Source organism: Blautia caccae (genome assembly GCF_040095955.1).
GTDB lineage: Bacteria > Bacillota > Clostridia > Lachnospirales > Lachnospiraceae > Blautia > Blautia celeris.
Genome location: NZ_JBBMFP010000021.1, coordinates 14,229 through 40,972, shown reverse-complemented (window position 1 = coordinate 40,972; position 26,744 = coordinate 14,229). Strand labels below are relative to the sequence as shown.

Here is a 26,744-nt window from a genome sequence, read left to right as displayed (position 1 = left end):
TCAATACTCCTCAATATTAATCTGCTTGGTCATCCTCACATCGTAGGGCAGGATAGAACCTGCAAACTCCTGGAAACGTTCCTCCGCGTCACTGACATAGAAGCGGTAGGGGAACTCCTCCTCCTCGTGTCCGTCATTCTCAATCCCATGTTCCTTTAACAGCTCCCGAAGTGCCCTGGCAGTCTCATAGGCGGGGTTTACCAGGGTAACGCTTTCCCCTGCCACCTGACGCATCAGGGAACGCAGCAGCGGATAGTGGGTGCAGCCCAGGATCAGGGTGTCCACGCCCTGTTCCAGAAGGGGGTCCAGATAGCGTTTTGTCACTTCAACCGTCACTTCATCCTTCAGCCATCCCTCCTCCACCAGGGGGACCAGCAGGGGACAGGCCTGGCCGATTACCTGGATCCGGGGATCATATTCATGTATAATGGCAGGGTACAGCTCGGAATTCACCGTTCCTCTTGTACCAATCAGGCCGATCTTCTTATTTCTGGTAGTCCGGGCAGCCACTTTTGCTCCCGGTTTCACCACACCGATAATGGGAATATCTATCTCCTCCCGTATGGTTTCCAATGCCATGGCACTGGCGGTGTTGCACGCTACTACAATGGCCTTTACCTCCTGTGTCTGCAGGAAACGTACAATCTGACGGGAATATTTCAACACGATCTCTTTTGACTTGCTTCCATAGGGCACTCTTGCAGTGTCCCCAAAGTATACTATCCTCTCACTGGGCAGATTGCGCATGATCTCTCTGGCAACTGTAAGTCCGCCCACGCCGGAATCGAAAACACCGATCGGCGCCTGTTTATTCTGGTTCATATGAAAACCCTCTTAAAATTTATTTTCTATTTTAACCGTGTTTCCATTTTACCCTCATTGAGGCCAGAATGCAAGCCGCAACCTTTAAAACCACTTAAATCCTATTTTCACCTGATCCCTTTTTTCCGGATCATTCAGAATTGTCAGGAATTCCTCCTCTGTGAGGACTTCTCTCAAATCTTCTTTTTTCTCCTCAGAAACAATTCCGTGGGACTCATCGAGAAAGCACAGGCTCGGATAGAGGACGCACCACCAGTTGTGCCCTTCTGCCTTCCCGATCTTCACATTCAGGGCCTCATACTCTCCTGCAGGAAAGGTACAGTCCCCGTAGGTCTTGTCAGGGAAATACGTCTTTTCCACGGCGGCAGCAACAGGGTAATCATACCCTTCATCCGCGATCACCTGTCCGGCAGCCTCCTCAATCTCATCCAGATGCGTTTTGACAGCCTCTCTGGTCGCTTCCAGGGATCTGTCTTCCCCCAAAATTCCTTCCAGATAATCCACAATCTTGGTCTTAACGTGAAGCTTCAGGTTCTGGTCCTCCTCCGTATCGCTGTTGGCAACCACGTGCAGGCGGAAGATTTCCTTTGCGATCCCCTGCTGTACTTCATTTTCCAGACGTGTCTGAACGGTTTCTTTTTCTCTCTTCAGTGTATGTATACGCACAGCGCCGACCAGCACAGTGGCAAGCAGGCCTATGATTGTAGCGGCGATCCAGATATTTCTCTGTATTCTTCTTCTCACAGCAAATCCCTCCGTCTTATCCGGCATACCGGCGCGGAAAACTTTATGCCTCCGCACCGTATGACCGGTATTTACTTCTGTTCACTGCGTGCCCAGCAACACGCTTCGCGATGCACAGATATGGAGCATTCTGCTCCATATCGCGCTGGCTGCCTCGGGATTTTCATGCCTTCAGCCTGAAAACACCTCGCGGGACAGTGGCGTGTGAACAGTAACCATTTATTTTCTATAGACAGAGTATTGCCGCATCTTTACAGGCCTATTCCTGATTCAGCATAATTTTATCATCCAATGCGCTTACCTCTCCGAGAACGGGCCGCTCTTCCCCGTTGTGCCATGCGTTATATAAGTCCTGAAGGTCTGTCTGATCCTGTGCCCGGCTGTCGGGCCGGTTCTCCACAATGCCGGTGAGATAATCCCCAAGGGAATCCATCTGCTGCCCGTCCATGCTCATAACATCCCCCAGCTCACTGCAGGAGAACACGTAAATATTTCCCGCCACCGAAGGTTTTTCCTCCAGATAGTGGAGCAGGTTCTTATATGCCTCCTCATGGTCAAGCAGGCCCTTTCCCAGAAGCAGAACCTTCAGGTGTCCTGTATCCAGGTAGTCCTCCTGGCTGTTCTGAAAGTCTTTTTCCGCGTCCTCCATGGTCTTTCCCTGATAAAAATCCGCCTTTTCCCCGGCTTTCTGGTTCTCCCCGTCCTTATTCTGTCCGGTCACACCGGACAGGTCGGGAAGGCCGTAATAGACCTGGTATGCACCGTCCTTAAAATCCACACCCATGGAGAGGGGAAAGCTGCGGTTCTCCAGGGCCACCCCGCAGGCCGTCAGATTACAGGCCAGGATAACAGCCAGGAGCACTGTCTTACTTTTCTTCCTTATCATGATGTTTCCCCCTTCCGTACGCGATTCCCGCCCAGAGTGCCAGCAGAAGGAACAGGGGCGCGTAAATATTCTGCAGAACCTCCCGGTACCATTCCAGGGAAATACCTGCCTTTTCACATCCCAAAGCACACACCAGAATCCCTGCAGCAAGATAAGGCGCCCCCTTTTCCATATGGCCGCGTTTTAACAGTTCATGGTTATAGAAAAAAATGCTGCCCACAGCAAAAAAGATGCAGAACATAACTGCAGCGATGAAAAAGATGTCCACGCGCTCCAGAAAATCACCGGGCAGGTCCACGCCTGCCATCATATCAAACAGCGGGTAGGATTTCTGCACATAGCCTCCGGCGCCGAATGCCCCCTGCAGAAGTATGAGGGCTGCAGAGAGAATGCCAAGCAGCAGAAACACGGAACCGTTAAGCGCCTTTCCCGCGTTGCCCGCCCGGTCCACATTCCCCAGGGTAAAGGGAAGGAAAAATACAGGCAGGAAAGTACAGAATACCCGGTAACATCCCTGTATAAGCCCCTGCAGTGACAGAGACCCGGTCTTCTCCAGATAGATACCTTCGACTCTTGTCACAGACAGCAGAAACATGGCCGCCAGGACAAATAAAATGATGGGAAAGCATATCTCAGCCATACGCGCCCTGCGCTCCAGCCCCTGGTGGCTTCCCAGATAGCATACCACAGCCGTAACGGTGATGATCACAAAGGGCTTGCTGCTCTCAATGAAAAAACGGCCCGTGATCCTGCTGGTCACAAGAAGCAGGAAAACACCGGTGATAAAGAGATAGGAAAGATGCAGAAGACAGAAAATCTTTCCCGCGTATTTTCCCATATACCGTTCAGGACATAAATAGCAGGGCTTCATGCGGATAAAAAATATGCTGGCTGCAAAGAAGAGAACCCCCATCAAAAGAAGGGAGAGCACCCCCTGCCTGCCCTCCAGATATGAGGTGACAGGGATGGTGACCAGATAGATGCCGAGCTGCCCGAGAACAAGCTGTCTGAAAAGCTGTCTGTGGGAAATCCGTTGATTGTCAGCGAACATGCTTCTGTCCTCCTTTTGTTTTCAGGCGTACCTGTTGTTCCCTTCTGGCATAGAGGGGTCTCCTGGTCATAAACCGGAGCGGCGCCAGGACAATGCCGTCTGACTCTCCCCTGTATCCCGCATTTCTCTGTGCGGCAAATGGGGTCAGATAAGGGATACCAAAACTTTTCAGGCCTGCCAGATGGCTGATGACCAGGTAAAGGCCCAGAAGCATGCCGAAGACGCCCATAGTGCCTCCTAAAAGGATAAAACCGAATTTCAAAAGCCGGAACGGGGCGGTAAACTCCTCATTTGGAATGGCAAGGGTAGCCAGCGCAGTCACTGCCACCACAACCACCACGATAGGACTGACCAGATTGGCTTCCACAGCCGCCTGTCCGATGATCAGGCCTCCCACAATACCGATGGTTCCGCCCAAAGGCCCGGGCGCGCGGACCCCCGCCTCCCGGATACTCTCAAATGCCACTTCCATGAAGAAGACTTCCAGGATTCCCGGAAAAGGAACACCTTTTCTGGCCTCCGCAAAGGAGAGAATCAGGTTTGTGGGCAGTACCTGTGTGTGGAAATTCGTCACCGCCAGATAAGCACCTGAAAAGAGCATGGCAAATGCAGCGGCTATATAACGGATAATCCGCAAAAAGGACGCCAGCTCAAAATGGTTGTACTCATCCTCACTCACCTGCAGAAAATCATTGAAGGCAGCCGGGAGCAGGATACCCATAGGGGAGTTGTCCACCAATACCAGGACTCTGCCGTTTAAGATTTCCATGGCGCACTTGTCAGGGCGCTCAGAGGTCTGGAACTGCGGAAATGGGGAGAGCCAGTTTTCCTCTGCCAGATGCTCCACTATGCCGCTGTCCATGACGCCGTCGATCTCAAAGCTCTCCAGCCGTCTGTCCAGTTCATCCAAAAGCTCCGGACGCACCAGCTCTTCCATGTACAGAATCTGCACCAGGGTCTGGCTTCTGACACCCAGGGTCTTTTCCTTGACTTTCAGCTTCGCATTCCTGATCCTTTTCCGCACAAGGGCAGAGTTGGTCTTGACTACATCGGAAAACCCTTCCTTGGAACCGCGCAGCACCTTTTCCCTGGATGCCTCCTGTACGCCCATGTTGGGATACCCTTTGCTGGATACCTTGATGGAATGGGGATAGCCGTCAAAGAAGAAAATAGCATTTCCCGCAAACATAGCTGCCAGGGCTTCTGACATGGTGTCCAGTGTTTTAACGTCGGAGATTCCCAGGCCGTTTTCATCCACGAACTCCAGGATCTCATCCTTCGGCATTTCCCACATATGGTTTACCAGCTTGCCGATGACGGAGTCCTCCAGCATCATATTGCTGACTGCCACCTCAATATAGACTACAAGACAGCGTATCTTCGGTTCCTGTCCCAGAATCATGGGACGGATAATGATGTCAGCACAGTCTTTCAGTGTATTTCTGATGTAGTCTTCATTTTCCTGTATATGAATGGATATCTCGTCATTATTTTTCATTTGAAAGGCCCCTTTCCGCTCTCGTGATGCTGTGGTATATGCGGTATCAGACCGCATTTGCAGCACAAAAAAGAGAGACGTAATTTTTACATCTCTCTTAGAATATCCATTTCTTCTATTATTATTCCTGCTCATTCAGGCTTCGGATGATGGCCTTCTGCTGGTTGTCCACATGGACATAGACGTATTTCAGTGCGGACTCCTTGTCCTTCTTGCGCAGTGCCTCGCAGATGGCCCTGTGCTCCTGGGCAAGGGTACGGCGCACGGCAATATCCTTCAGATATTCGATGCGGTAGCGGTACATCTGTTCCCTTAAGTTGCTCAGCAACTGTACCAGCCGTTTGTTATTGGTGGCCTTATAAATGATATCGTGAAACGCCACGTCCATCTCCGCAAGCTCAGTCAGATCCCCGTTCTCGGTCAGGCTCAGGAACCTCTGCTCCACCTTATCAAGCTCCTCCAGCTCCTCAGGGGTGATCCGCTCACAAGCCAGACGGATGGCCAGCTCCTCCATACCTTTTCTGACTTCCAGCACATCATTCAGGTCACGCTCTGTGATAGAAGCCACTTTTGCCCCTTTTCTGGGAGCCATGACTACCAGGCCCTCCAGCTCCAGCTTCCGGATAGCCTCCCGGATGGGGGTTCTACTCACACCCAGTTTCTCAGCCAGGGCAATCTCCATAAGACGCTCACCGGGTTTTAAATCACCTTTTAATATTGCCCTCCGCAGAGTATTGAAAACCACATCCCGCAGCGGAAGGTATTCATCCATATGCATTTCCAAATCCGTTGTCATCTGTGTCTTCCTCCATTATTGAATACTGTAGTCAAGAAAACGGTTCTGGCGATCTTGCTCTCGCGCAGTGCCTCACAGGCCTGCTCTGCTGTCGCCTTGTCATCAAAGAGTCCGAAGACCGTAGGACCGCTGCCGCTCATCATGGCATTGACTGCGCCGTGGTCCTTCATATGTTGTTTGATCTCCTCGATCACAGGGTATGCCGGAATTGTCACGCTCTCAAGAACATTTCCCATATGTTCGGCAATCCTGTTCAAATTGTGCCATTGGAGCCCCTCCAGCATTCTGTCTATCTCCGGATGCTGCACGATCTCCGATGCATCCAGCTTCTCATAGACAAATTTCGTGGACACGCTGACAGGCGGCTTCCCAATGAGCACGTAGCAGTCCGGACAGGGCGGCAGAGCACGCAGCTTCTCTCCGATTCCCTCTGCAAGCGCAGTGCCCCGAAGCAGGCAGTACGGAACATCCGCACCGACTTTCACGCTCCGCTCCATAAGCTCCCGCACAGTAAGCCCCAGTCCGAACAGTCGGTTCACTCCGATCATGGCAGCGGCGGCATCCGAACTCCCGCCTGCCATGCCGGCAGCGACCGGTATGAATTTCTGCAGATCCACAGTTATCCCCTTCTTCACTTTGAACTCATCCATCAAAAGCTGCGCTGCTTTATAGACCAGATTGTTCTCGTTTGTGGGAATAAACGGCAGATTTGTAGTAATGGAAATCCCCGGTTCCTCTTTGATATCAATTTCTAACTGGTCATACATGTTGATAGTCTGCATGATCATGCGGACCTCATGATAACCGTCTTCACGTTTTCTGACTACATCCAATCCCAGATTAATTTTCGCCAGTGCCCTTAATCTCATCTTTATCTCCTGTGTTTCCTTCCATGCGCCCAAAGGCGAATCGTTAAATGTTTATTGTATATTGTATTCGTTTTTATACACTTTATTCTATACGATATGCCTCCTTTTTTCAACACCTAAAAATATTATGATTGCACTTTCACCTGTTACGATTCCACTTTCTTTGTTAAAATCAAGGTATCATACGGTCTTACCTCATCACTTTCCAGATTATTGAGCTGCACAATGGTTTCGATCGTCGTGTAGAATTTCTTGGCGATGTCCCAGAGTGTATCCTGGGGCTGTACCTGATAGCCCACAATTCCGGGCATGCTCTGGAGCTTCTCCCTGTCCAGCTCCCGCTCTTCTATCTCCCGGATAATGCCTGTGTCTGTCTGCTTTAACACAAGGGCATTTAGATTCATAACGATCTTTACTTCTATCTCATCGCTGTCAATCATGGTGGTTGACAGTTGTTCCAGATCCGTCCGCAGGTGATAGGTGCAGTTTTTCCCTATTCCCGGAGCTTCCACCACATGGGAGAAGGGGATCATGGCATCCATGGAATAGAACGGCATATCATCATCCCCTATAATATAGAGGATTCTCACCTGCACAATGCCCTCCACCTCTATGCCGTTTTCCACAGGATGGGTGTCGTCTACTTTCACATTCCCGTCGCTGTGGCAGATTTGGAGGATTTTTCCCTGGTTCTGTTCCATTTTAATGCGGTCGCCTACCCGGCATTTGGAATTATTTTTTACCAGCAGGCTTTCCAGCTTTCTGTTCTCACGTATGGGGACGCATTCTTTTACCGGGGTGTATACGTCCAGAAGAAGGGACATTTCCTCTTCCTCATAGATCTTCATCTCCAGTTCCAGAACAGCGTCCACGCCTATAAGGCGTTCCTCCCCGTCACTGTCTGTTTTTACCTCCAGCTTGCTCTGAGGCATTGTCACATCTATGTTTGGCACCATATCCACAGTGCAGCCCACGCACTCCAGCTCCTGGTAGAAGGGGACAGAGTGCTCCAGCCACTGCAGGGAATTATTGTCATCATCACCCCGGTACAGGGCAAATATGAAGAGTTCGCCTTTTACGCCTATCTTATCATTTTCAGCCCGGATATCCATGCCGCGGACCTCCACGGTGTTCCACAGCAGTTCGTGGATATTGGGCTTGTTGGATGCAAGGGCAATATCCTCTTTTACCCGCATGGTATCCTTTTTATGCACCGCGATCCCCATGACGGAGATGTCCCTTTTTTTCTGGGAAATGCCCTCCGCATCCACACCTGCGGGCAAGTCTGTCTCCTGCATTTCCTCCACGGATGCGGTAAAGGTGACCAGGGCTTTGATGTTCAGCTTTCTGGAATTGATAAGCTGGACACTCAGGTCCTCAATGTCCCACTTTACCCGGACCTTGTCACCGTTTTCCAGGCCCTCCAGATGCATGGTCTCCCCAATGGGCAGAGTACCCAGGAGACTTTGGATCTTACGCTCCTCGCTGTCACTGACATAGAGGAGATAGACCATCAATGCGCCTGTCAGGAAAGCGTGACCCTCGGATATCTGGACATCATCTATATGGATCTCACCTTTTTTCTGGATCATCCGGCCTACGTCCGGCTTGATATCCGGCACATTTAAATCTTCGTCAAAGGTAATCTGGCTGACAGCTTCACATTTTGTATGCATCATACGCATCTGTTTTGTTATTAATTCCACAATAAGCCCTCTTTTCTATTCAAAGATTACCGGTTCTTCCCGATATTTCATTTTCACCACCAGATATGGATAGGATGGCTCGTCTTTTAGGTCTTTGTCCTCCTCCGGCCCTATTAGGGTGGTCTGTAGATGGATGGCATTGTCCCACAGGGACAAGTCCTCAATTTGGATACTGTATCCTCCTGTCTCTTGTTTGCCATAGCCTTTGAGAAGGTATAGATAGGAACCGTCCTGATATGTAAGCTGGAATTCTGATTCTTTGTTTTCTTCTATCAGTTCCTTGACTTTATCAGGAAAATCCTCTTCCTTCATCACTGTGTACTCTGGCTTGACTCCGTCCTGGGCTTTGACTTTTTCTATGCTGCAGGATGTCAGAGGGAGGGTCAGGAGGCAGATGAAACATAGTGTTAGGATTAATTTTTTCAATGTTGGGGGGACCGCCTTTGGTTTTGGGTGCTCTTAGCAATAGTGTATGTGGAGGAAAAGGGGAATATGACAAGGAATTTTTTCTGTGGACAGCGTAGTGTGATACTGCTTTTATAGAAGATAGAAAAAAAGTATGCCCGGTTTTTGTGGAGATACAGGAAACCGGGCATGCTTTGGTATTTGGAATGATACTTTGTCAGAAGGTTATTGATATACTTTTACGCCGTAGGGCGGAAGCGTTATCGTTCCCTGGGCATACGTTTGAGTGAAAAGGTCTTTCTTTTGGTGAGGAAGGCAGATGACGGCAGGGGTGTTGGAGTAGTTGAGGATGAAGTAGTAGGTTGTACCGTCTTTGGTACGGGGGGCTATTTCACATTGTGGGGGGAGAGTGAAATGGGCCTCATAGGGAGTCTTCAGGTCTAGTTTTTCAAGGAAAACTTCCGCTGCCTGCTCGTTGAAAGCGGCACCATAGTGGTATACTGTGCCTTTTTGGATGGTATTCTTTATGAGGGCAGGAGTGCCTTCGTAGTAGCAGTTTTCATAGAGCGCCAGGACCTGGGCGTTGGGGAGGACCGGAGTTAACTGATCGTTGAAAACAGCGGCTTCCAAAAGTTGGCCGTCCCAATTGATAAGAGGCGGTGTATCCTCAGGGGAGACCAGGGTGTACTCCGGGATGTCAGTACCGGTCAGGGGTTTTAAAAGACCCGGAAGACAATCCGTGGTGCACCGGCCATTCATGTCTTTATATGCGCTTCGGCATCCTATGATAAGAGTGCCGCCCTGAGCTGTGTATTGTTCCAGAAGGGATGCTCTTTCGGGGGACATGAGGACCGGGTGGGGATAGAACAGGACTTTGTATTTTTGAAGCTGTTCTATGGTGGTGGTTTCTCTTAAATATACATAATCAAGAGGGGTGTGAGTCTTCTGGGCGGCCCGGAAAATAGACAGCTGACTCTGCCACTCTACAGCATTGTGCCAGGTATCAAGCTGGCTGTCCCATATATTGTCATAGTCACGGATTACAGCTGCTTCAGCTTTATAGACAGAACCGGCCAGTTCACTTAAGCACTGGGTTTTCTTGTGAATCTCTTTTAACTCAGCGATTCTTCTGTTGTCGCGGCCTGAATAGTCCAGAAGGCCGTGCCAGTAGATTTCCGTTCCTACGGTGCAGGTACGCCAGCGGAAATAGCTGATGTAGTCAGCTCCGTGAGCTATGCTCTGCATGGTCCACAGGGTCATCTGTCCGGGTTTGGGAGTAGGGGCCGCCATACCGGTATTCCAGCCGTTGGCGCCTGACTGCTGCTCCATGATACCAAAATTCGATGAGATGGAGCGGACTTCCATCAGGTTGCGGCTCCACATTCTGTCGCGCAGTGAATCTTCCTTCTGATCAAAGCGGTCACGGCAGTAAGCAAAGTTTGGGTAGGAGTCATAGGTAATGAAATCCAGGCTTTCCTCTCTCATACGGTGATTGTCCAGATTGGAAAAAATTCCGTTTGTAGTAATAAAATCTTCCGGTTTTTTGTATTTTCGGATGACACTGCTTTGGAGGGCAGCAAATCTGCAGGCACTGTCTGAGATGAAGCGGGTATAGTCCAAAACCTGATGAGGGTTGTTGCTGCTGCTGGGAGTTGGACGGGGGACGTAAATCTGGCTCCAGTCCGTGTAGGTCTGGTTCCAGAAGACAGTTCCCCAGGCTTCGTTCAGAGTATCCAGAGTATTGTACTTTTCCCGGAGCCAGATGCGGAATGCCGCGGTATCGCTCTCGGAATAAAATTCACTTTTCTCACAATTGATCTCGTTGTCTATCTGCCAGCCGATAATAGCAGGATGCGGACCGTAATGGGATGCGGATTTTTCTACAATCCTCTTGGCCAGTTCCCGGTACTTTGGGGAATTGTAATTGTAATGCCTGCGGCCGCCATGTCGGTAGAGGGTGCCGTCTATGGCTGCATTGAGTGTCTCCGGATATTTTTCCGTGAGCCAGGCAGGGGGTGTTGCTGTCGGGGTGCAGAAAATGACTTTAACGTTCATCTCATATGCCAGGTCCAGAAATTTATTAAAAAATTCATAAGTGAACTCACCTTCACGCGGTTCGATTTTGCTCCAGGCAAATTCTGCTATGCGGACAACTTCAATACCGCATTCTTTCATTCTTTCCAGGTCCTCTCTCCAGAGATTTTTATCCCAGTGCTCCGGATAGTAGCAGGTTCCCAGTGTTATTTTTTGTCCGTTTATCAGTTCCATTATTTATCCTCCAATTTTATATTTGTTATTCTTTCACAGCTCCGGCGGTCAGACCTGACATAAAGAATTTAGATGCGCACAGAAATGCGATGAGCAGGGGAAGTACCGCGCAGGTACTGGCCAGCATCAGGGCGCCGTAGTCTGTGCCTCTGTCTCCCACCATGGTCTTCAGCATCAGGGGAAGAGTCATTTTGGCGGGTTCTCTTAAGATCATGAGAGGCTGCATAAAGTCATTCCATACATTGACAAACTGCATGATTCCCAGAGACGCGTATGCCGGCTTCAGGATGGGGGCTACCACACGGAAAAATATAGTCCACTCGCTGCAGCCGTCTATTCTTGCGGCTTCTGTCAGGGATACAGGTACATTGTTCTGACAATACTGACGCATCCAGAAAATGCCGAAGGCGTTGGCACAGCTGGGGATGATCAATGCCTGAAATGTGTTCAGCCATCCCAGTTTTGACATCATGAGAAACCAGGGAATGATTCCCGCTGTCCAGGGAACCATCATAGTTGCAAGTAAAACAGCAAACAATGCTTTTCTGCCCGGAAAATCATACACGGCAAAAGCGTAGCCTCCCACAGAGCAGAACAGCAGTACAAGAATGGTATTCAGGCCGGTTACAATACAGCTATTGAGGAAGGACTTCGGAAAATCCACCAGCAGGTTCATGTTTGCCAGATTCTCTGACAGACTGCCGCCGAACCACATGGCAGGCGGAAAGGAAAAGATTTCACTGGTAGTGTGTGTGGCCATGACAAACATCATGAAGAAAGGAAGAAGCATGATGAGTGCGATCAGACCCAGAACGATATACAGAGATATCTTTTTGCCGGCAGGGTGTACTTTTGCTATTATAATAAGTACAAGTGCAACTGCCATAATAAGAAAAAGCAGCATTTTCATAAGTGTTTCCTCCTTCCGTTTGGTTTGTCTTCTGTCAGTTGGTTGACACCTACAGAAATGATCACAATGATAATGGTGATGACATAAGCACACGCGGAGGCATAGCCATATGAGTTTCCTCCCTGAGGTGCTTTATTCAGCAAATACATCATAAGTGTCAGTCCGCCGTTATTGACACCGCCTGTCCAGCTTGAATTTGTAAGGATGAAGGGTTCTGTGAACAGGTTGAACATACCTATGCTGGACTGAATGATAGTAAAGATGATAATAGGTTTCAGCAGCGGAATGACAATGCTGAACATAACGCGGCTGTTGCTGGCTCCGTCTATTTTTGCCGCCTCGTATATGTCCGCGTTGATGCCCTGCATACCGGCCAGATAGATCACCATGTTCCAGCCCACCCATTTCCATGCAAACATTGCGATGACCGCAACTTTGATCAGGCTGCCGTCTCCACCCAGCCAGTTGATGGGTTCCTGCCCGAAAAGACCTAAAAACCAGTTGATGATTCCGTAGTTGTTGCCAAATAAGTTCTGAAAAATAATGGAAATGGCAACAGAGCTGGTTACCATGGGCATAAAATAGATAGTCTTGAAAATGTTTTCCCCTTTGACCAGTTTGGAATTTAATATGTACGCCAGTGCAAGGCCGCCCAGAAGAATGGGTATATGGGCAATGATTCCGATAAACAAGGTGTTTCCCATGGCCTTCCAGAATAACGTATCCTTAAAGAGGTTGATATAGTTATCAAGTCCCATAAAATGCATGGCTGAGATACCGTCCCACCTGAAAAAGCTGATGCCGAATCCTGCCACTATGGGGAAGAGGCCAAAGATGGCAAAGAGAATGTAAAAAGGCGCAATATAGGCATAAGCAACCTTATTTTTCTTCAGAGTATAAAGGAAACCAGTCTTTTTTTTCACAGTATTCACAATCGTTCTCCTTTCCTGTCTGTTTAAAGCAGCCGCTGTGCGGCACCGGCCGTACAGCGGCTGACTGGATCTTATTATTTGTCCCAGACACCGGCATCCTTTAATGTCTGTATCTGTTGTTCTTTTACTTCTGCCGTTGCCTTCTCAATATCTGATTTAACCAAATCCCTGATTTCCTCCGCACCAAGTCCTTTTTCCAGTCCTGCATTGACTGAACTGTAAATGCACCCCTCCGCTGTGGTGTCCATCATAGTCGTGGTGACGGGTTTCAGTTCATTTGCCAATTCCACCCACAGTTCTTTTGTCTTCTGGCTGCAGAAATACGGGTCTTCTTTACCGTAAATGTCTGCATCATCATAGGCAGGTTTGTATGCAGGGAAATAGTCCACTGCCTCAAACATTTCATTCTGTGCCTGTGCGGTTGCCAGCATGTATTTTACAAACGCCCATGCTGCTGTTTTATTTTTAGACTGTTCCGGGATCACAAGGAAGGAGCCCCCCCAGTTGGATGCCTTCACGCCGCCCGGCATGGTGGTCACACCCCATTTTCCACTTGCATCAGGTGCATAATCTGTCTTCAGGAATCCGCCGAACCAGCTTCCTGTGCATACTGACGCCAGGGTCCCGTCTCCAAAGGCAGCTGTAGCTTCAGTACCCCACATATCAACATTCATGTCCAATTTTTCTTCACGCATTTTTATTACAGCGTTTAAGCAGTCCAGGTCTCCCTCTCTTTCAATTTTAAGGTTCAGATCTTCATCGTAATAATCCCTGTTGCAGAAAAGTTCAAAGTAGAGATAGGAAGCATCCGGCAAGAGCCAGCGCTCTCCCGGTATGTAAACTTTCCGTGCCACTTCCAGAACGCCGTCCCAGGTACTCATAAGCTCTGCCACTTCTTTTGGGTCCGTTGGAAGTCCGCACTCCTCAAAAATATCCGTACGGTAGAAGTAGCTGCATGGACCAACATCCCATGGGATTGCGCGGACAGCATTTCCATCCGCAGAAATGCACTGGTCCCATTTAAACTCTACGAAATCATCCTTTAATTCATCTGCATTGTACGGCTTTTCCTTTAAATTCGTAAGCGCCGCAGAATCCCTGTACTGAGCAACATAAGCTCCTTCTATCATCGCCACATCCGGTGCGCCTGAACCGGCGGAAAGTGCTGTCTGCAGAGCCTGATGATGAGCAGTTGTATCTGTAAACTGGAATTTCACTTCCACGTTGGGGTATTCTTTGTGAAACCCCTCCAGAGCAGCCTTAAATGCATCATCGCCGGATGGCCAGCCGCCTACTGTGATGGTTCCTTTTACGGATTCCGGGTCTGAGATATCTCCAGTATCCTCGGCTTCCGCGCCGGAACCTCCGCAGGCGGTAAGCCCTGCTGCCATGGTAGCGGTCAGCATCCAAATGGCTGCTTTTTTCATCATTTTCATTCTCTTCATATCTTTTCCTCCTGATATCATTAACGTCTGCTTCTCAAATCCTTAACACTTTCTCCTTCCAGAAGCCTTACTGATTGATGAACAATATATTTTGTATTCTTCTTTTCAATCATGTCTATAAGAATTTTTGCACACTCGCCGCCCTGCCTCTGTGGATTTGCATCCACGGTTGTCAAAAGAGGTGTAACATATCTCCTTGCTCTTGTGCCGTCTATACCCACTATGGAAATGTCCTGGGGCACTTTCACCCCCATTCTCTGTAACTCCCTCATCATACCCAGAGCAAACTCATCATTGAAACAGATGACCGCCGTGGCATCCATTTTTCTCTCCTGAAAGAGCTGCGCTGCGATCTCGCCTTTTGCAAAAAAGTCCTCCTCCATTTTCAGAGAATTATCCTCCATATCCTCCTTGAAGGCCATAAGCCGGATGTCATCCCGTTTATCCAGCCAATGTACACTGACGACCCAGTCCTGCCATCTTCTGTCAGACTTCAGGCTGATCTGCTCCTTGAATGCAAGAAGCCTGGAGTTAGGGTTTGTAGTGGAATATGGGAACCCAAAGGCGATCCGCTTATGTCCCATATGGAACAGATACTGCATACCAACCTCCATAGCCCGGTACATGTCTATCTCCACCAAAGGAACTGATTTTGGAAGGTTCACCGGATTGCAATAGGACGCACTCACAACGGGAAGATAATAATTCTTTCCCACCTGTTCCAGATAATATTCCGTCAGGTTCTCATTGGGCATTATGATTCCGTCAATCATTGTGTCACGAATCCTGGCAAAAGACAGAACACCATTCATCACGACCATATACCCCCGCTCATTAGCGGTTTTGCACATACCCCGGTACATTTCCAGATTAAATTCATTATTGAGGTCCTTGCAGTAAAAAAGAATCTGCTTTGTACGTCTCTCCTGCAGGCTCATGGCCACAGGCTGCGGAACATATCCCAGCTCTTCTGCTGTCCTTATAATCTTCTGTCTCTTTTTTTCTTCCACATACCCGCTGTTGTTCAGAGCTCTTGATACAACTGATACAGATACGCCAAGTAATTCTGCTATGTCTTTTCTTGTTATAGGCTTTTCTGTGTTTCTGGACGGCATGTCTTTACTCCTTATTATTGTGATGATAGTTCCATTAACTGAACTTTTGCTTATTGTGCACAATTTTCTCAATAAGGCCTGTAAAAATTCCTATCTTTATGACTTCTGATAGGATAATCATATTTCTTTCGCCATGTTTTATCAATATCGCTATATGTGGTCACACGTCCACACAGGATTCCCTGTCATATTTGACGCACATGAAAAAGGAACAGGATATGCCTAGCCGCATTTCCTGTTCCTCTTTTCAGACTGCCTTTTATTCTGCCGGGCAGTCCCTGTATTTAATTTTCTAATCCGCCACAATATTCTGCAGCCATACTCCCTTTTTCACCAATATAAATCCAATGAGACATTTTATCATATCTCCCATCTGCACCAGTATATAGATTGCCACTACGGGCAGCAGGGTAAAATGGCTCAGAGAGAAGGCTATGGTCACACTCACTGCCCAGATGAACACACTGTCAAACAGGAAGGTGACAATTGTCTTTCCTCCTGAACGCAGGGTGAAGTAAGCGGCGTGAAGGAAGGCATTCTGCGGCATGAACACCGCGGTTGCCATGATAAAGTATTTCGCCAGCTCCCTGGCCTCCTGGTTGGTGTTATAAAGCATGGGGAAAAGCGGCGCAAGGAGGAGCATCAGCAGAGCCACACCGGTACAGCAGAATACGGAGAAGGCTATCATCTTCGTATCTGTATCCCGGGCCTCCTTCATCTTGCCCGCACCCAGAAGCTGTCCCACCACAATGGCCACGGAATCTCCCAGGGCTATAAATACTATGTTGAATACATTATTGATGGTATTGGCAATGTTCAGGGCAGCCACCACGTTTAATCCCCTGATGGAATAACACTGGGTCAGCATAGCCATCCCGGCCGCCCAGAGAGCTTCGTTCAGAAGAAGAGGCGTACCCTTAATCAGTATCTTCTTCGTCAGCAGTGCCGGGACCTTCAGCGTGCGGTACAGCCCTTCAATATATTGGTTGACCTCTTTATGCTTGTGTGTCCAGTGAATGACAATGGCAGCCTCCACATATCTGGAAAGAACGGTCGCTATGGCTGCACCCCGCACTCCCAGTACCGGAAATCCGAATTTTCCGTAGATCAATATGTAGTTGAACACCAGGTTAATGACAACGGCCGTGATACCGGCCTTCATAGGTGTAACCGTCTCCCCGCACTCACGCAGAGTGCTGGCGTATACCTGAACCATCATAAACGGCGGAAGCCCTATCAGCATAATGTAAAGGTACTGTTTCCCATAAGCAAGTGTAGCAGCCAGATTCTCCGCGCTGCCCTCCCCGTGAAGATACATGCTGATAAGCTGTTCCCCTCCAATGAGGAAAACGATGACAGTGCCCACTGTCAGGATCAGAGCCATCCACAATTTATACCGAAAGGTATTGCGGATACCCTCATTATCCTTCTGTCCAAAATACTGTGCCGTAAATATACCGGCACCCGACACACCTCCGAAAATACAGAGGTTATAAACAAAGATAAGCTGGTTTACGATCGCAGCACCTGACATCTGCTCCGTACCGATTCTTCCTACCATGATATTATCCAGAAGACTGACAAAATTGGTGATGCCGTTCTGTATCATAATAGGTATGGCAATAGCCAGGATCATCTTATAAAATTTTTTATCTCCGATGAATTTCTTCATCACTCCGGTCTTTCCCATTTTTCTCTAAGCCCCCCTAAAATCAGCGATATACTACATAACTTACTACAGGAAATCTTCTTTGTAAAGAAAATAATTTGGAATATAATGACGATTTTTAGCGGGGATTTTCGTTAGAATAACAGGATTTGTTAAAAACTTCTGTATATGGAGAGATGCTTTTGGCCGGAGTTGTGTATTTTCTGTATATTAGGGCTAAATATGGCTTGCATCCCTTTCCTGTTTTCCGTATAATATAAGAAGTTCCAAGTATTGGATACGTCACATCATATATAAAATTTCCGGCCAGGTATGCCTACGGCATATCTGGTTTCTTATCCAATAACATATACCATAAATGGCATCCCGTAATTTATGGCACAGCAAGTGTGCCCCGTAAGGTATACCAAACGGTATAGAAAGGTGAGTGTTATGTTCCGCTTTATTCTTGTATGCATTGTAGTTGTAGGATTTCTTATTTTATCCATTCCGATCCTGCTGGTTGAATGGGTGATCGGTAAATTTAACCGGAGGGCAAAGGACATCAGCTCCCTGCGCATTGTCCAGGCAGTTTTCAGATGTGTCCTTAAGATTACAGGGTCTGATATCCAAATCATCGGCCATGAAAATGTCCCCCATGACACGGCAGTCCTTTACATAGGAAACCACAGAAGTTTCTTTGACATTCTTCTCACCTATGTCCTGTGCCCGGATCTGACCGGATATGTTGCAAAAAAAGAAATGGAGCCGATTCCCCTTTTGTCCAGCTGGATGAAATACCTGCACTGTCTGTTTCTGGACAGAAAGGATATCAAAGCGGGTATGAAGACCATTCTGACTGCCATTGATGAGGCGAAAAACGGCGTTTCCATCTGCATCTTCCCCGAGGGAACCAGAAATAAAAATGAAAGTGAACTGGATATGCTTCCCTTCCATGAAGGCAGCTTTAAGATAGCCACCAAATCAGGATGTCCTATTATCCCTATGGCGATCACCAATTCCGCTGAAATTTTTGAGGCACATTTTCCTAAGATCAAACCTGCTAAAGTGATCGTGGAGTATGGAAAACCCATTTATCCGGACCAGCTTTCAAAGGAAGATAAAAAACGTCTGGGGGCGTATACACAGGAAACTATTTTGAATATGCTGAAGAAACACAGGGAAGACTTCTGAAGGTAAAATTTTATAGTTTATACTGCAGTTTATCGTAAAAAACGCTGTTTCGGTTATTCTATTATTATAGAAGGAATACCGAGGCAGCGTTTCTGGATTAAACAGAAGAAAAATGCCGCAGAAGAGAGGGACAAAAGAATGATGAAGAAGAAAACATACAATATGCTGACAGACCCGCCCGGGCGCTCGCTGCTGTTTTTTGCGCTGCCTATGATTTTAGGGAATCTTTTTCAGCAGTTTTATAATATCGCAGATTCTGTGATCGTTGGAAATTTTGTTGGGGAACGGGCGCTGGCCGCTGTAGGTGCCTCTTATGCGATTACAAATGTATTTATTGCCATTGCTATCGGCGGAGGGATTGGAAGTTCTGTGATCATCTCCCAATGTCTCGGCGCAGGAAAGAAAGGCAAAATGAAGACAGCCGTATTCACCACGCTTATCAACTTCCTTGTGGTGAGTATTTGCCTGGGAGCGCTGGGACTTTTCCTGAATCACCGGATTCTGGGATGGGTGAATACGCCCAGAGAGGTTTTTTCGGACGCAGCGCTTTATCTGGCTGTATATTTTGCCGGGCTGCCGTTTTTGTTTATGTATAATGTGGAGGCGTCCATTTTCAATGCGCTGGGAGATTCCAGGACGCCGCTGTATCTGCTGATATTTTCCTCTCTGCTGAATATTTTCCTGGATATGTTGTTTGTCATACGGTTTCAGCAGGGGGTGAGAGGGGTTGCTGTGGGTACTCTGATTGCTCAGGGAGTGTCTGCTGTAATTTCGTTTGGGCTGCTTCTGCGGAAGCTGAAGGGGTATGAAACAGATGAACACTGGCGTGTATATGATGCCGGGCTTATGTTTTCCATGGTAAGGATTGCGGTTCCCTCTATTATCCAGCAGTCTATTGTGCAGATTGGGATTCTTCTGGTTCAGTCGGTTGTCAACAGCTTCGGAGCTTCTGTGCTGGCCGGTTATTCCGCGGGAATGCGAATCGAGTCTATCAGCATTGTGCCTATGCTGGCTATGGGAAATGCCATGTCCACCTTCACTGCCCAAAATGTGGGTGCCGGACAATTGGAACGGGTGAATAAGGGATATCGGATGTGTTATGCAGCGGTGCTGAGTGCCGGGGCATTTCTGTGTATTCTCTATCAGTTGTTTGGGAATGTGTTCGTCTCAGCGTTTTTGGACGCCGGAAACGGAAGTGCCGCTTTTCAGACGGGACTGGATTATGTGAAGTTTCTTTCGTTCTTTTACGCTTTTATCGGGCTGAAAGCATCCACAGACGGACTGCTGCGCGGGGCCGGGGATGTGAAGGCTTTTACAGTGGCTAATCTTGTGAATCTCTCTATCCGGGTGATCGTGACAAATGTGTTCGCGCCGGTGTATGGCATTCAAGTGGCATGGATGGCTGTGCCTATGGGGTGGGCGGCCAATTATGTGATATCGTTTGGGTGGTATTTGACGGGGAAATGGAGGAGGAGATGGGAGACTGTTGGGGTAAGATGAAGTTTTGCTGAATGCGGGCATATATGATATAAATGAAAGACCTGGGTTTATGTGGGATTATGTCAGTGGGGATGCAGGTATTTCTCGGGTCTGCACTGCTGTTAAGATTGGTTTGAGGATTCCCTTCCGCTATGGGGGTGAGGGAATCCTCGTTTATTTTGATGGAACTATCTCCAGTGGTTATGGTACTTGATTATCTTTACGTGAGCTTTAAGACAGTCTAAAATATTGATCATTCTTCTATGTTATTCAGAGACAGCATAAATAAAAGTACCGGAGGTTCATTCCACCATAACTTTGCAGCGCTTTTTGCAGCATGCTATTCCAAATTTTAATATGTGATTTAGCCCGATTGCTTTTAGCTCTTCTGTATAGTTTTTCTCCTCAATTTGCCGCAGTGCCTGTCTGCATCCTGCCTCAAGGTTGGAGTCCTCAGAATATTTTAACTCTACCACAATGCCTAAATCTTTTTCTTCAATTTCTACAAGTATATCGCTGTAACCATCTCCGGATTCACGATTGGACCATACACCCCAGCTATCCTTAAATCCAAGCAGTCCCAGCAAAATCCCATGATAAAAATTCTCTTTTCTATATTTTCCCACAAAAGTATCTCTGATACTGATAGTTTTTCTAAGATAGGCATTAAAGTACATTTCCACTCCTGCTGCATCACCATTTTCAAATGCATCGCAGAACATATTTAATGTATCTCCATCTCTCTTCGTCATATCCTGGAACCATTCCATAATCTGTCTCGTAAATATCTTTCTCACTTCCTGGTTAGGAATTACCAGGTTAAATATATCATCATCAGATTTTCCCTGCTGTGTCAGATACCCTGTAGTAAACAGAACACTCCATATATTATCTGTATCGCTGTACAATTCACGATAGGTTAATTCCTGCCGGATTTCTTTTCTAACTGCTTCCCCCTCAACCAGGCGCTCAATCTCACGTTTTGTTGTATTGCTTTCCGCATTTTCTATAAAGTATCTGACAGACTGATTGCTACTGGTATTGGACCAGTAATCCTTTGGCTGTACTTTGGGATCAAATCTGAGTTCATCACAATAGCATATCACATCCCAGGGACAATAAACATGAACATCACCAAAACGATAACCGTCATACCAATCCTTTATAGTTTCATAGGACGCAGTAAGTCCATAGTATTCCAAAAGTTCTCTTACTTCTTTATCTGTAAATCCAAAGTATTCATCAAACCGGACATCCGTGATGGAAAGCACTTTCATATTATTCAGCCCGGTAAAAATGCTTTCCTTTGACACCCGCAGACAGCCTGTTAACACAGCAAACTGCAGGCTGTCGTTAGTTTTTAATACCTGCTCAAACAGATTGCGTATCAGCATAATCATCTCTTCATAATAGCCATTATCAAAGGCCTTTGCCAGGGGGACATCATACTCGTCAATCAGTATAATGACTTTTTTGCCATAATGTTTCTGCAGCAGCATGGATAACGTCTTCAGACTTCCCATCAGCAGCGTGTCTGACATAGTAAAACCCTGCCTGTTGCTTTCATCCACTGCAGTCAACTGATTGTACTGCATTTTTTCTTTCTCGTTCAGGTTATTGCTTTCGGATAAAAAATAGAACCTCAGCGCTTCATTCCCAATAATGGAACGCATCATATCCCGCGCAGCTGCAAAATCTATGCCGTTTACGCCTTTCAAGCTAATTGAAATAACTGGAAATGCGCCCATATATTCTTTGCAAAGGCTTGTTTCTTTTGAAATTTCCAATCCATTAAATAACTTTTCTGTATATGTTATGTCACCCTCAATGTCCAAAAAGCTTTTCAACATACTCATGTTAAGGGATTTGCCAAAACGTCTGGGGCGTGTAAAGAGATTTACTTCTCCCCAATTATATAGAAGGTCTTTGATCAGACCTGTTTTATCAATATAATAAAAATCTTCTGTCCGAATTTTTTCAAAGTTCTCTATTCCAATTGGGAGTTTCTTTTTTATTGCTGTATTCATCTTTATGCTCACCTCTTTCTGCAAGGTCTGGCCACTAAATTTGAATTCACGCTATTGCGCAGGTGATGACAAAATTCAAACTTTTCTTTGATAGAGGCAAGACATTTCAATCCACACCACCACGTAGATGGCGACGTAGTAATATATGCCAGAATCATGACCGATTCCTATTTCAATCCACACCACTGTGAAGGTGGTGACTTATGCTGTTTAATATATTCTGTCCACCTATAATATTTCAATCCACACCACCGCGAAGGTGGTGACATATTCCACGGGAAGAAGGTATAATATGGCCGAATTTCAATCCACACCACCGCGAAGGTGGTGACTATGGCAAACCCTCCTCGTTGTAATTGGCACATTATTTCAATCCACACCACCGCGAAGGTGGTGACTTTCATCTGGCAGTCTGCCGTTGACTGGACCTGATTTCAATCCACACCACCGCGAAGATGGTGACATAATCCTATTGATTATATCCTAATTTTAGGGAGATTTCAATCCCCTCCACCGCGAAGGTGGTGACTTTGTTTTGCAGTGTTAAAGTCTGGTATCCAATATTTCAATCCACACCACCGCGAAGGTGGTGACCATGGAGCCGGGCAATTCTTTTAATATCCAGTTCTATTTCAATCCACACCACCGCGAAGGTGGTGACAGAAAAAGCCGATCAGCTTTTGTCTTACTTCCGATTTCAATCCACACCACCGCGAAGGTGGTGACTGAGTATGGACATACCGATAAGATTTTGGTTCAATTTCAATCCACACCACCGCGAAGGTGGTGACGCTGCCGGATACCAGGTCGGTATCTATGCCAACGAATTTCAATCCACACCACCGCGAAGGTGGTGACTGGAGTATTGCCGGACATCGCACTTCCTGTAATACCGATTTCAATCCACACCACCGCGAAGGTGGTGACCGGAACTGCAAGGGCTGCTTGGTGCGTTTGGCGTCATTTCAATCCACACCACCGCGAAGGTGGTGACGACAGGCATATTTTTTGTGTTACACTCCCGCATAAATTTCAATCCACACCACCGCGAAGGTGGTGACGTCCTGTCGACGGACAATAACAACGTCACCCTCGATTTCAATCCACACCACCGCGAAGGTGGTGACAGTTCCGGTACTCTCGGTCTCTCATAGTTCCGCATATTTCAATCCACACCACCGCGAAGGTGGTGACCCGTAGTATTAAGCATAACGTGTGTTCTGTCAATTTCAATCCACACCACCGCGAAGGTGGTGACAGCGTCTATCAAATCGAACGGGATGCAGAATGGATTTCAATCCACACCACCGCGAAGGTGGTGACTCAAAACTTTTCCATGCTGTTTTACCCATTCCTTATTTCAATCCACACCACCGCGAAGGTGGTGACCTATATCAATGGTGTGGTGCATGTGCATACCACTATTTCAATCCACACCACCGCGAAGGTGGTGACTGAGCAGTATAGCGATTTACAAAGAGCACAAATGATTTCAATCCACACCACCGCGAAGGTGGTGACAAAAAAGGAAGTGCGTTTTTAAAGATGATTTCTCATTTCAATCCACACCACCGCGAAGGTGGTGACTGCAGATATCCTTGCAGCGGCGTCCAGTAATGCATTTCAATCCACACCACCGCGAAGGTGGTGACCAAATCAGAAAGTGATTTGAATGTCCAGCCATCAATTTCAATCCACACCACCGCGAAGGTGGTGACCCCTCCCAGCAGCCCCACAAGCACACTGGCGAATATTTCAATCCACACCACCGCGAAGGTGGTGACCAGGGAACCGATACCTTACAGCTTTCCTGCACAATTTCAATCCACACCACCGCGAAGGTGGTGACCCTGGCTCTCTCCGGTATAAATTGGGTGCAGGCGATTTCAATCCACACCACCGCGAAGGTGGTGACACATCAAAACCTGCAAGTTTATATCCCATTGAGATTTCAATCCACACCACCGCGAAGGTGGTGACGTAGCAGACAAAGAGACACTTGACAAAACTCTTGCATTTCAATCCACACCACCGCGAAGGTGGTGACATTTCACAATCAATTTATGAACGAATTGACAGAGATTTCAATCCACACCACCGCGAAGGTGGTGACAAAGCAAAAACATGAGCCGTCATATGATGATGTTATTTCAATCCACACCACCGCGAAGGTGGTGACCCGGAACCCGAACCAGACCCAGCACCTGATCCAATTTCAATCCACACCACCGCGAAGGTGGTGACAGTAAAGGAAAGCGAAATCACGTTATTCATAGATATTTCAATCCACACCACCGCGAAGGTGGTGACATTGACATCATCCTCATTCGGTTCTCTGTGCAGATTTCAATCCACACCACCGCGAAGGTGGTGACTCGCTCTGTATAAAAACTGGGATAAAGTCAAAGAATTTCAATCCACACCACCGCGAAGGTGGTGACCCTGCCGCCTCCGTATATTTCTTTCAGCAGCATGATTTCAATCCACACCACCGCGAAGGTGGTGACGTAATAAAAGCGGATTCGCGTTTACCAATGCAGATTTCAATCCACACCACCGCGAAGGTGGTGACATACTACTCCTCTTTGACTACAGTATCTGCCCCTTATTTCAATCCACACCACCGCGAAGGTGGTGACAATTTGATAACATATATTATCTGGTTAATAGTTATTTCAATCCACACCACCGCGAAGGTGGTGACATGTATACAGCGTATCCGCTTTTCATTAATGCATATTTCAATCCACACCACCGCGAAGGTGGTGACTGTAGAGGCTGAGGGTTTTGTTTATGTGTAAAGGAATTTCAATCCACACCACCGCGAAGGTGGTGACTTCATCTTCTTCGGATTTCTTTTCCTGGACACGGAATTTCAATCCACACCACCGCGAAGGTGGTGACGTACCTACACTCCAGTAACTCTCCCATTTGTGCATTTCAATCCACACCACCGCGAAGGTGGTGACTCATGGTCAACCGCCACAGTAGCAAATATACTGATTTCAATCCACACCACCGCGAAGGTGGTGACGTACCGGTGGTTATGCCAGTATATCCTGCGACGCAATTTCAATCCACACCACCGCGAAGGTGGTGACGATATGAGCAAGACGGGCAGATTGGGGTGCTGCATTTCAATCCACACCACCGCGAAGGTGGTGACATAGCATTTGTTCTCAAATATTCTTTCACATCTTCATTTCAATCCACACCACCGCGAAGGTGGTGACTCACATGGGCTTCATTGTTGAAGGCGGCAATGAATTTCAATCCACACCACCGCGAAGGTGGTGACAAAGGCGCTGTGGAGGCTGCCAAGTTCCTGAAGGATTTCAATCCACACCACCGCGAAGGTGGTGACGAGCAAAGACCGCTTCTCCCACCTCTTTCGGGAGATTTCAATCCACACCACCGCGAAGGTGGTGACAGGCGCAGAGCCATATTTTCTCTTGCCAGATCCAATTTCAATCCACACCACCGCGAAGGTGGTGACACCCTCAATGATAGAGAGTCTTCGCAGCCTGGAATATTTCAATCCACACCACCGCGAAGGTGGTGACGTTATACCATTTCTTACATCGGTTCCTATGAAGATTTCAATCCACACCACCGCGAAGGTGGTGACCCATTATCTGTATCCATTTTGAGCTCTTCTTCCATTTCAATCCACACCACCGCGAAGGTGGTGACGCGGCGGCAAAACGCAGGTAACGGACAGTGAGGATTTCAATCCACACCACCGCGAAGGTGGTGACCTTAAAAAAGTAAAAGGCTCTGACCGTCCGGACATTTCAATCCACACCACCGCGAAGGTGGTGACGCGCATGGATATGGGCGCTGTCTGTGTGTACGGTATTTCAATCCACACCACCGCGAAGGTGGTGACTTTCCTCTCATGTCAGCGCTGCCTGTCATGGAACAGATTTCAATCCACACCACCGCGAAGGTGGTGACGATCGTCCAGGATGATATAGACCGCCTGATAAAAATTTCAATCCACACCACCGCGAAGGTGGTGACTGCTTCCGGCTCTGCCTGCTCCTTTAGGATGTCACGATTTCAATCCACACCACCGCGAAGGTGGTGACAATAATTACATAATATGCTATACTGAGAGTATTATTTCAATCCACACCACCGCGAAGGTGGTGACCAAGCAGGCGGCTCCAACCTGCATAAGCAGACGTATTTCAATCCACACCACCGCGAAGGTGGTGACGTGCTGCCGCATACCGGACCTTTTAATTATTGCTATTTCAATCCACACCACCGCGAAGGTGGTGACAGCACCTTAGACATCAGGCCCATGGCCTTTAACATTTCAATCCACACCACCGCGAAGGTGGTGACAGAAAGTACACACTGTGAACCCGCTATTGTCATATTTCAATCCACACCACCGCGAAGGTGGTGACTGCTGCTGATCTCCATCTTTGATTACGTCTGGTATATTTCAATCCACACCACCGCGAAGGTGGTGACAGCAAAAATGCCCAAATTTCATAGCTATTTTTGTATAAAACTCCTAATTAATAGACTCTTTCACACTAATCTCACCACCCCTTTCCCTTCTATTCCTCCTTTTTCCATCACCCAACACCCCAAAATATGGTGCGAATCTCCCAATGTTTTTCTGTTCACTTCCTATTCGCACTAGAAAATCAAAGTCGAGTCCGCTGCTATCCCCCTGTCAACTCCCATATGCTCCACTTTAGTCTTATAGTTATTCCCCAAATAATAAAACCTGAGGCTGTCAACTTCCTTATCAATAATATCCCCCAATACAGCCTTCAATGAAACACACTGTGTGTTATCAAGAATGCATTCAAAAACAGAATTCTGCACCCGTCTTCCATAATTAACACATTGTTTTGCAACCTTTCTTAGACGTCTTTTCCCGGCATCTGTCTCAGTATTTACATCATATGTAATCAAAACCAGCATCC

19 protein-coding genes and 1 CRISPR repeat array are annotated in these 26,744 nt (G+C 47.5%); of the genes, 2 read left to right on the top strand and 17 right to left on the bottom strand.

Annotated features, from left to right (window positions below):
• The 15 genes from murI to WMO65_RS19600 all read right to left on the bottom strand — a co-directional run bounded on the left by murI (window position 1) and on the right by WMO65_RS19600 (window position 17,137).
• Window positions 1-822 (bottom strand): glutamate racemase, encoded by an 822-nt coding sequence (gene murI / locus WMO65_RS19670; protein WP_118743656.1) that lies wholly within the window; start codon window positions 820-822, stop codon window positions 1-3.
• Window positions 823-906: 84 nt separating this feature from the next.
• Entirely contained in the window at window positions 907-1,566 is a 660-nt protein-coding gene (gene spoIIR / locus WMO65_RS19665) for a stage II sporulation protein R (protein ID WP_227246582.1), read from the bottom strand.
• A 259-nt stretch (window positions 1,567-1,825) separates the two neighbouring features.
• Entirely contained in the window at window positions 1,826-2,452 is a 627-nt protein-coding gene (locus WMO65_RS19660) for a Ger(x)C family spore germination protein (protein WP_225305194.1), read from the bottom strand.
• Window positions 2,433-3,503, bottom strand: coding sequence for a GerAB/ArcD/ProY family transporter (locus WMO65_RS19655; RefSeq protein WP_225305195.1), 1,071 nt, complete (start codon window positions 3,501-3,503; stop codon window positions 2,433-2,435). The genes WMO65_RS19660 and WMO65_RS19655 overlap by 20 nt, the downstream gene beginning before the upstream one ends.
• Window positions 3,493-5,001: a spore germination protein gene (locus WMO65_RS19650; protein ID WP_033141992.1), complete on the bottom strand. Its 1,509-nt coding sequence runs from the start codon at window positions 4,999-5,001 to the stop codon at window positions 3,493-3,495. The genes WMO65_RS19655 and WMO65_RS19650 overlap by 11 nt, the downstream gene beginning before the upstream one ends.
• 121 nt (window positions 5,002-5,122) lie before the next feature.
• Complete coding sequence (locus WMO65_RS19645; protein ID WP_033141991.1) at window positions 5,123-5,797, bottom strand: GntR family transcriptional regulator; 675 nt, start codon at window positions 5,795-5,797, stop codon at window positions 5,123-5,125.
• Entirely contained in the window at window positions 5,794-6,699 is a 906-nt protein-coding gene (gene ispE, locus WMO65_RS19640) for a 4-(cytidine 5'-diphospho)-2-C-methyl-D-erythritol kinase (RefSeq protein WP_255786244.1), read from the bottom strand. Before ispE ends, WMO65_RS19645 begins: the two co-directional genes overlap by 4 nt.
• 113 nt (window positions 6,700-6,812) lie before the next feature.
• On the bottom strand, window positions 6,813-8,372 hold the full coding sequence (locus tag WMO65_RS19635; RefSeq protein ID WP_033141989.1) for a DUF3794 and LysM peptidoglycan-binding domain-containing protein: 1,560 nt from the start codon (window positions 8,370-8,372) through the stop codon (window positions 6,813-6,815).
• Between the two features lie 15 nt (window positions 8,373-8,387).
• Entirely contained in the window at window positions 8,388-8,798 is a 411-nt protein-coding gene (locus WMO65_RS19630; RefSeq protein ID WP_018595706.1) for a protease complex subunit PrcB family protein, read from the bottom strand.
• Window positions 8,799-9,002: 204 nt separating this feature from the next.
• Entirely contained in the window at window positions 9,003-11,045 is a 2,043-nt protein-coding gene (locus WMO65_RS19625) for a beta-galactosidase (protein WP_187370660.1), read from the bottom strand.
• Window positions 11,046-11,070: 25 nt separating this feature from the next.
• Window positions 11,071-11,955, bottom strand: coding sequence for a carbohydrate ABC transporter permease (locus tag WMO65_RS19620; protein WP_103731460.1), 885 nt, complete (start codon window positions 11,953-11,955; stop codon window positions 11,071-11,073).
• On the bottom strand, window positions 11,952-12,887 hold the full coding sequence (locus WMO65_RS19615; RefSeq protein ID WP_243107824.1) for a carbohydrate ABC transporter permease: 936 nt from the start codon (window positions 12,885-12,887) through the stop codon (window positions 11,952-11,954). Before WMO65_RS19615 ends, WMO65_RS19620 begins: the two co-directional genes overlap by 4 nt.
• A 74-nt stretch (window positions 12,888-12,961) precedes the next feature.
• Complete coding sequence (locus WMO65_RS19610; protein WP_118743673.1) at window positions 12,962-14,332, bottom strand: ABC transporter substrate-binding protein; 1,371 nt, start codon at window positions 14,330-14,332, stop codon at window positions 12,962-12,964.
• Window positions 14,333-14,352: 20 nt separating this feature from the next.
• A complete protein-coding gene (locus WMO65_RS19605) occupies window positions 14,353-15,447 on the bottom strand; it encodes a LacI family DNA-binding transcriptional regulator (protein ID WP_033141986.1) in 1,095 nt (364 codons plus the stop codon).
• 292 nt (window positions 15,448-15,739) lie between these two features.
• Complete coding sequence (locus WMO65_RS19600; RefSeq protein WP_081960410.1) at window positions 15,740-17,137, bottom strand: MATE family efflux transporter; 1,398 nt, start codon at window positions 17,135-17,137, stop codon at window positions 15,740-15,742.
• Between the two features lie 411 nt (window positions 17,138-17,548).
• Between WMO65_RS19600 and WMO65_RS19595 the strand changes: the two genes are divergently transcribed.
• Both WMO65_RS19595 and WMO65_RS19590 read left to right on the top strand, forming a co-directional pair.
• On the top strand, window positions 17,549-18,289 hold the full coding sequence (locus WMO65_RS19595; protein ID WP_103731459.1) for a lysophospholipid acyltransferase family protein: 741 nt from the start codon (window positions 17,549-17,551) through the stop codon (window positions 18,287-18,289).
• 141 nt (window positions 18,290-18,430) lie between these two features.
• The gene (locus tag WMO65_RS19590) at window positions 18,431-19,789 is read left to right on the top strand and encodes an MATE family efflux transporter (protein WP_148393346.1); all 1,359 of its coding nucleotides are present in this window, start codon (window positions 18,431-18,433) and stop codon (window positions 19,787-19,789) included.
• 281 nt (window positions 19,790-20,070) lie between these two features.
• On the opposite strand, the gene WMO65_RS19585 is transcribed toward WMO65_RS19590, so the two are convergent.
• Window positions 20,071-21,795 (bottom strand): AAA family ATPase, encoded by a 1,725-nt coding sequence (locus WMO65_RS19585; protein WP_148393334.1) that lies wholly within the window; start codon window positions 21,793-21,795, stop codon window positions 20,071-20,073.
• Window positions 21,796-21,898: 103 nt separating this feature from the next.
• Window positions 21,899-26,280: a CRISPR direct-repeat array (repeat unit 32 nt; unit sequence ATTTCAATCCACACCACCGCGAAGGTGGTGAC).
• 171 nt (window positions 26,281-26,451) lie between these two features.
• Window positions 26,452-26,742: a CRISPR-associated endonuclease Cas2 gene (gene cas2, locus WMO65_RS19580; protein ID WP_033141982.1), complete on the bottom strand. Its 291-nt coding sequence runs from the start codon at window positions 26,740-26,742 to the stop codon at window positions 26,452-26,454.
• Window positions 26,743-26,744: the final 2 nt, after the last annotated feature.

Coding starts and splice junctions, on each gene's coding strand:
- murI (WP_118743656.1), bottom strand. CDS start 822: ATGAACCAGAATAAACAGGCGCCGATCGGTGTTTTCGATTCCGGCGTG.
- WMO65_RS19660 (WP_225305194.1), bottom strand. CDS start 2,452: ATGATAAGGAAGAAAAGTAAGACAGTGCTCCTGGCTGTTATCCTGGCC.
- WMO65_RS19655 (WP_225305195.1), bottom strand. CDS start 3,503: ATGTTCGCTGACAATCAACGGATTTCCCACAGACAGCTTTTCAGACAG.
- WMO65_RS19650 (WP_033141992.1), bottom strand. CDS start 5,001: ATGAAAAATAATGACGAGATATCCATTCATATACAGGAAAATGAAGAC.
- WMO65_RS19645 (WP_033141991.1), bottom strand. CDS start 5,797: ATGACAACGGATTTGGAAATGCATATGGATGAATACCTTCCGCTGCGG.
- WMO65_RS19625 (WP_187370660.1), bottom strand. CDS start 11,045: ATGGAACTGATAAACGGACAAAAAATAACACTGGGAACCTGCTACTAT.
- WMO65_RS19620 (WP_103731460.1), bottom strand. CDS start 11,955: ATGAAAATGCTGCTTTTTCTTATTATGGCAGTTGCACTTGTACTTATT.
- WMO65_RS19610 (WP_118743673.1), bottom strand. CDS start 14,332: ATGAAGAGAATGAAAATGATGAAAAAAGCAGCCATTTGGATGCTGACC.
- WMO65_RS19605 (WP_033141986.1), bottom strand. CDS start 15,447: ATGCCGTCCAGAAACACAGAAAAGCCTATAACAAGAAAAGACATAGCA.
- WMO65_RS19600 (WP_081960410.1), bottom strand. CDS start 17,137: ATGGGAAAGACCGGAGTGATGAAGAAATTCATCGGAGATAAAAAATTT.
- WMO65_RS19595 (WP_103731459.1), top strand. CDS start 17,549: ATGTTCCGCTTTATTCTTGTATGCATTGTAGTTGTAGGATTTCTTATT.
- WMO65_RS19590 (WP_148393346.1), top strand. CDS start 18,431: ATGAAGAAGAAAACATACAATATGCTGACAGACCCGCCCGGGCGCTCG.
- WMO65_RS19585 (WP_148393334.1), bottom strand. CDS start 21,795: ATGAATACAGCAATAAAAAAGAAACTCCCAATTGGAATAGAGAACTTT.
- cas2 (WP_033141982.1), bottom strand. CDS start 26,742: ATGCTGGTTTTGATTACATATGATGTAAATACTGAGACAGATGCCGGG.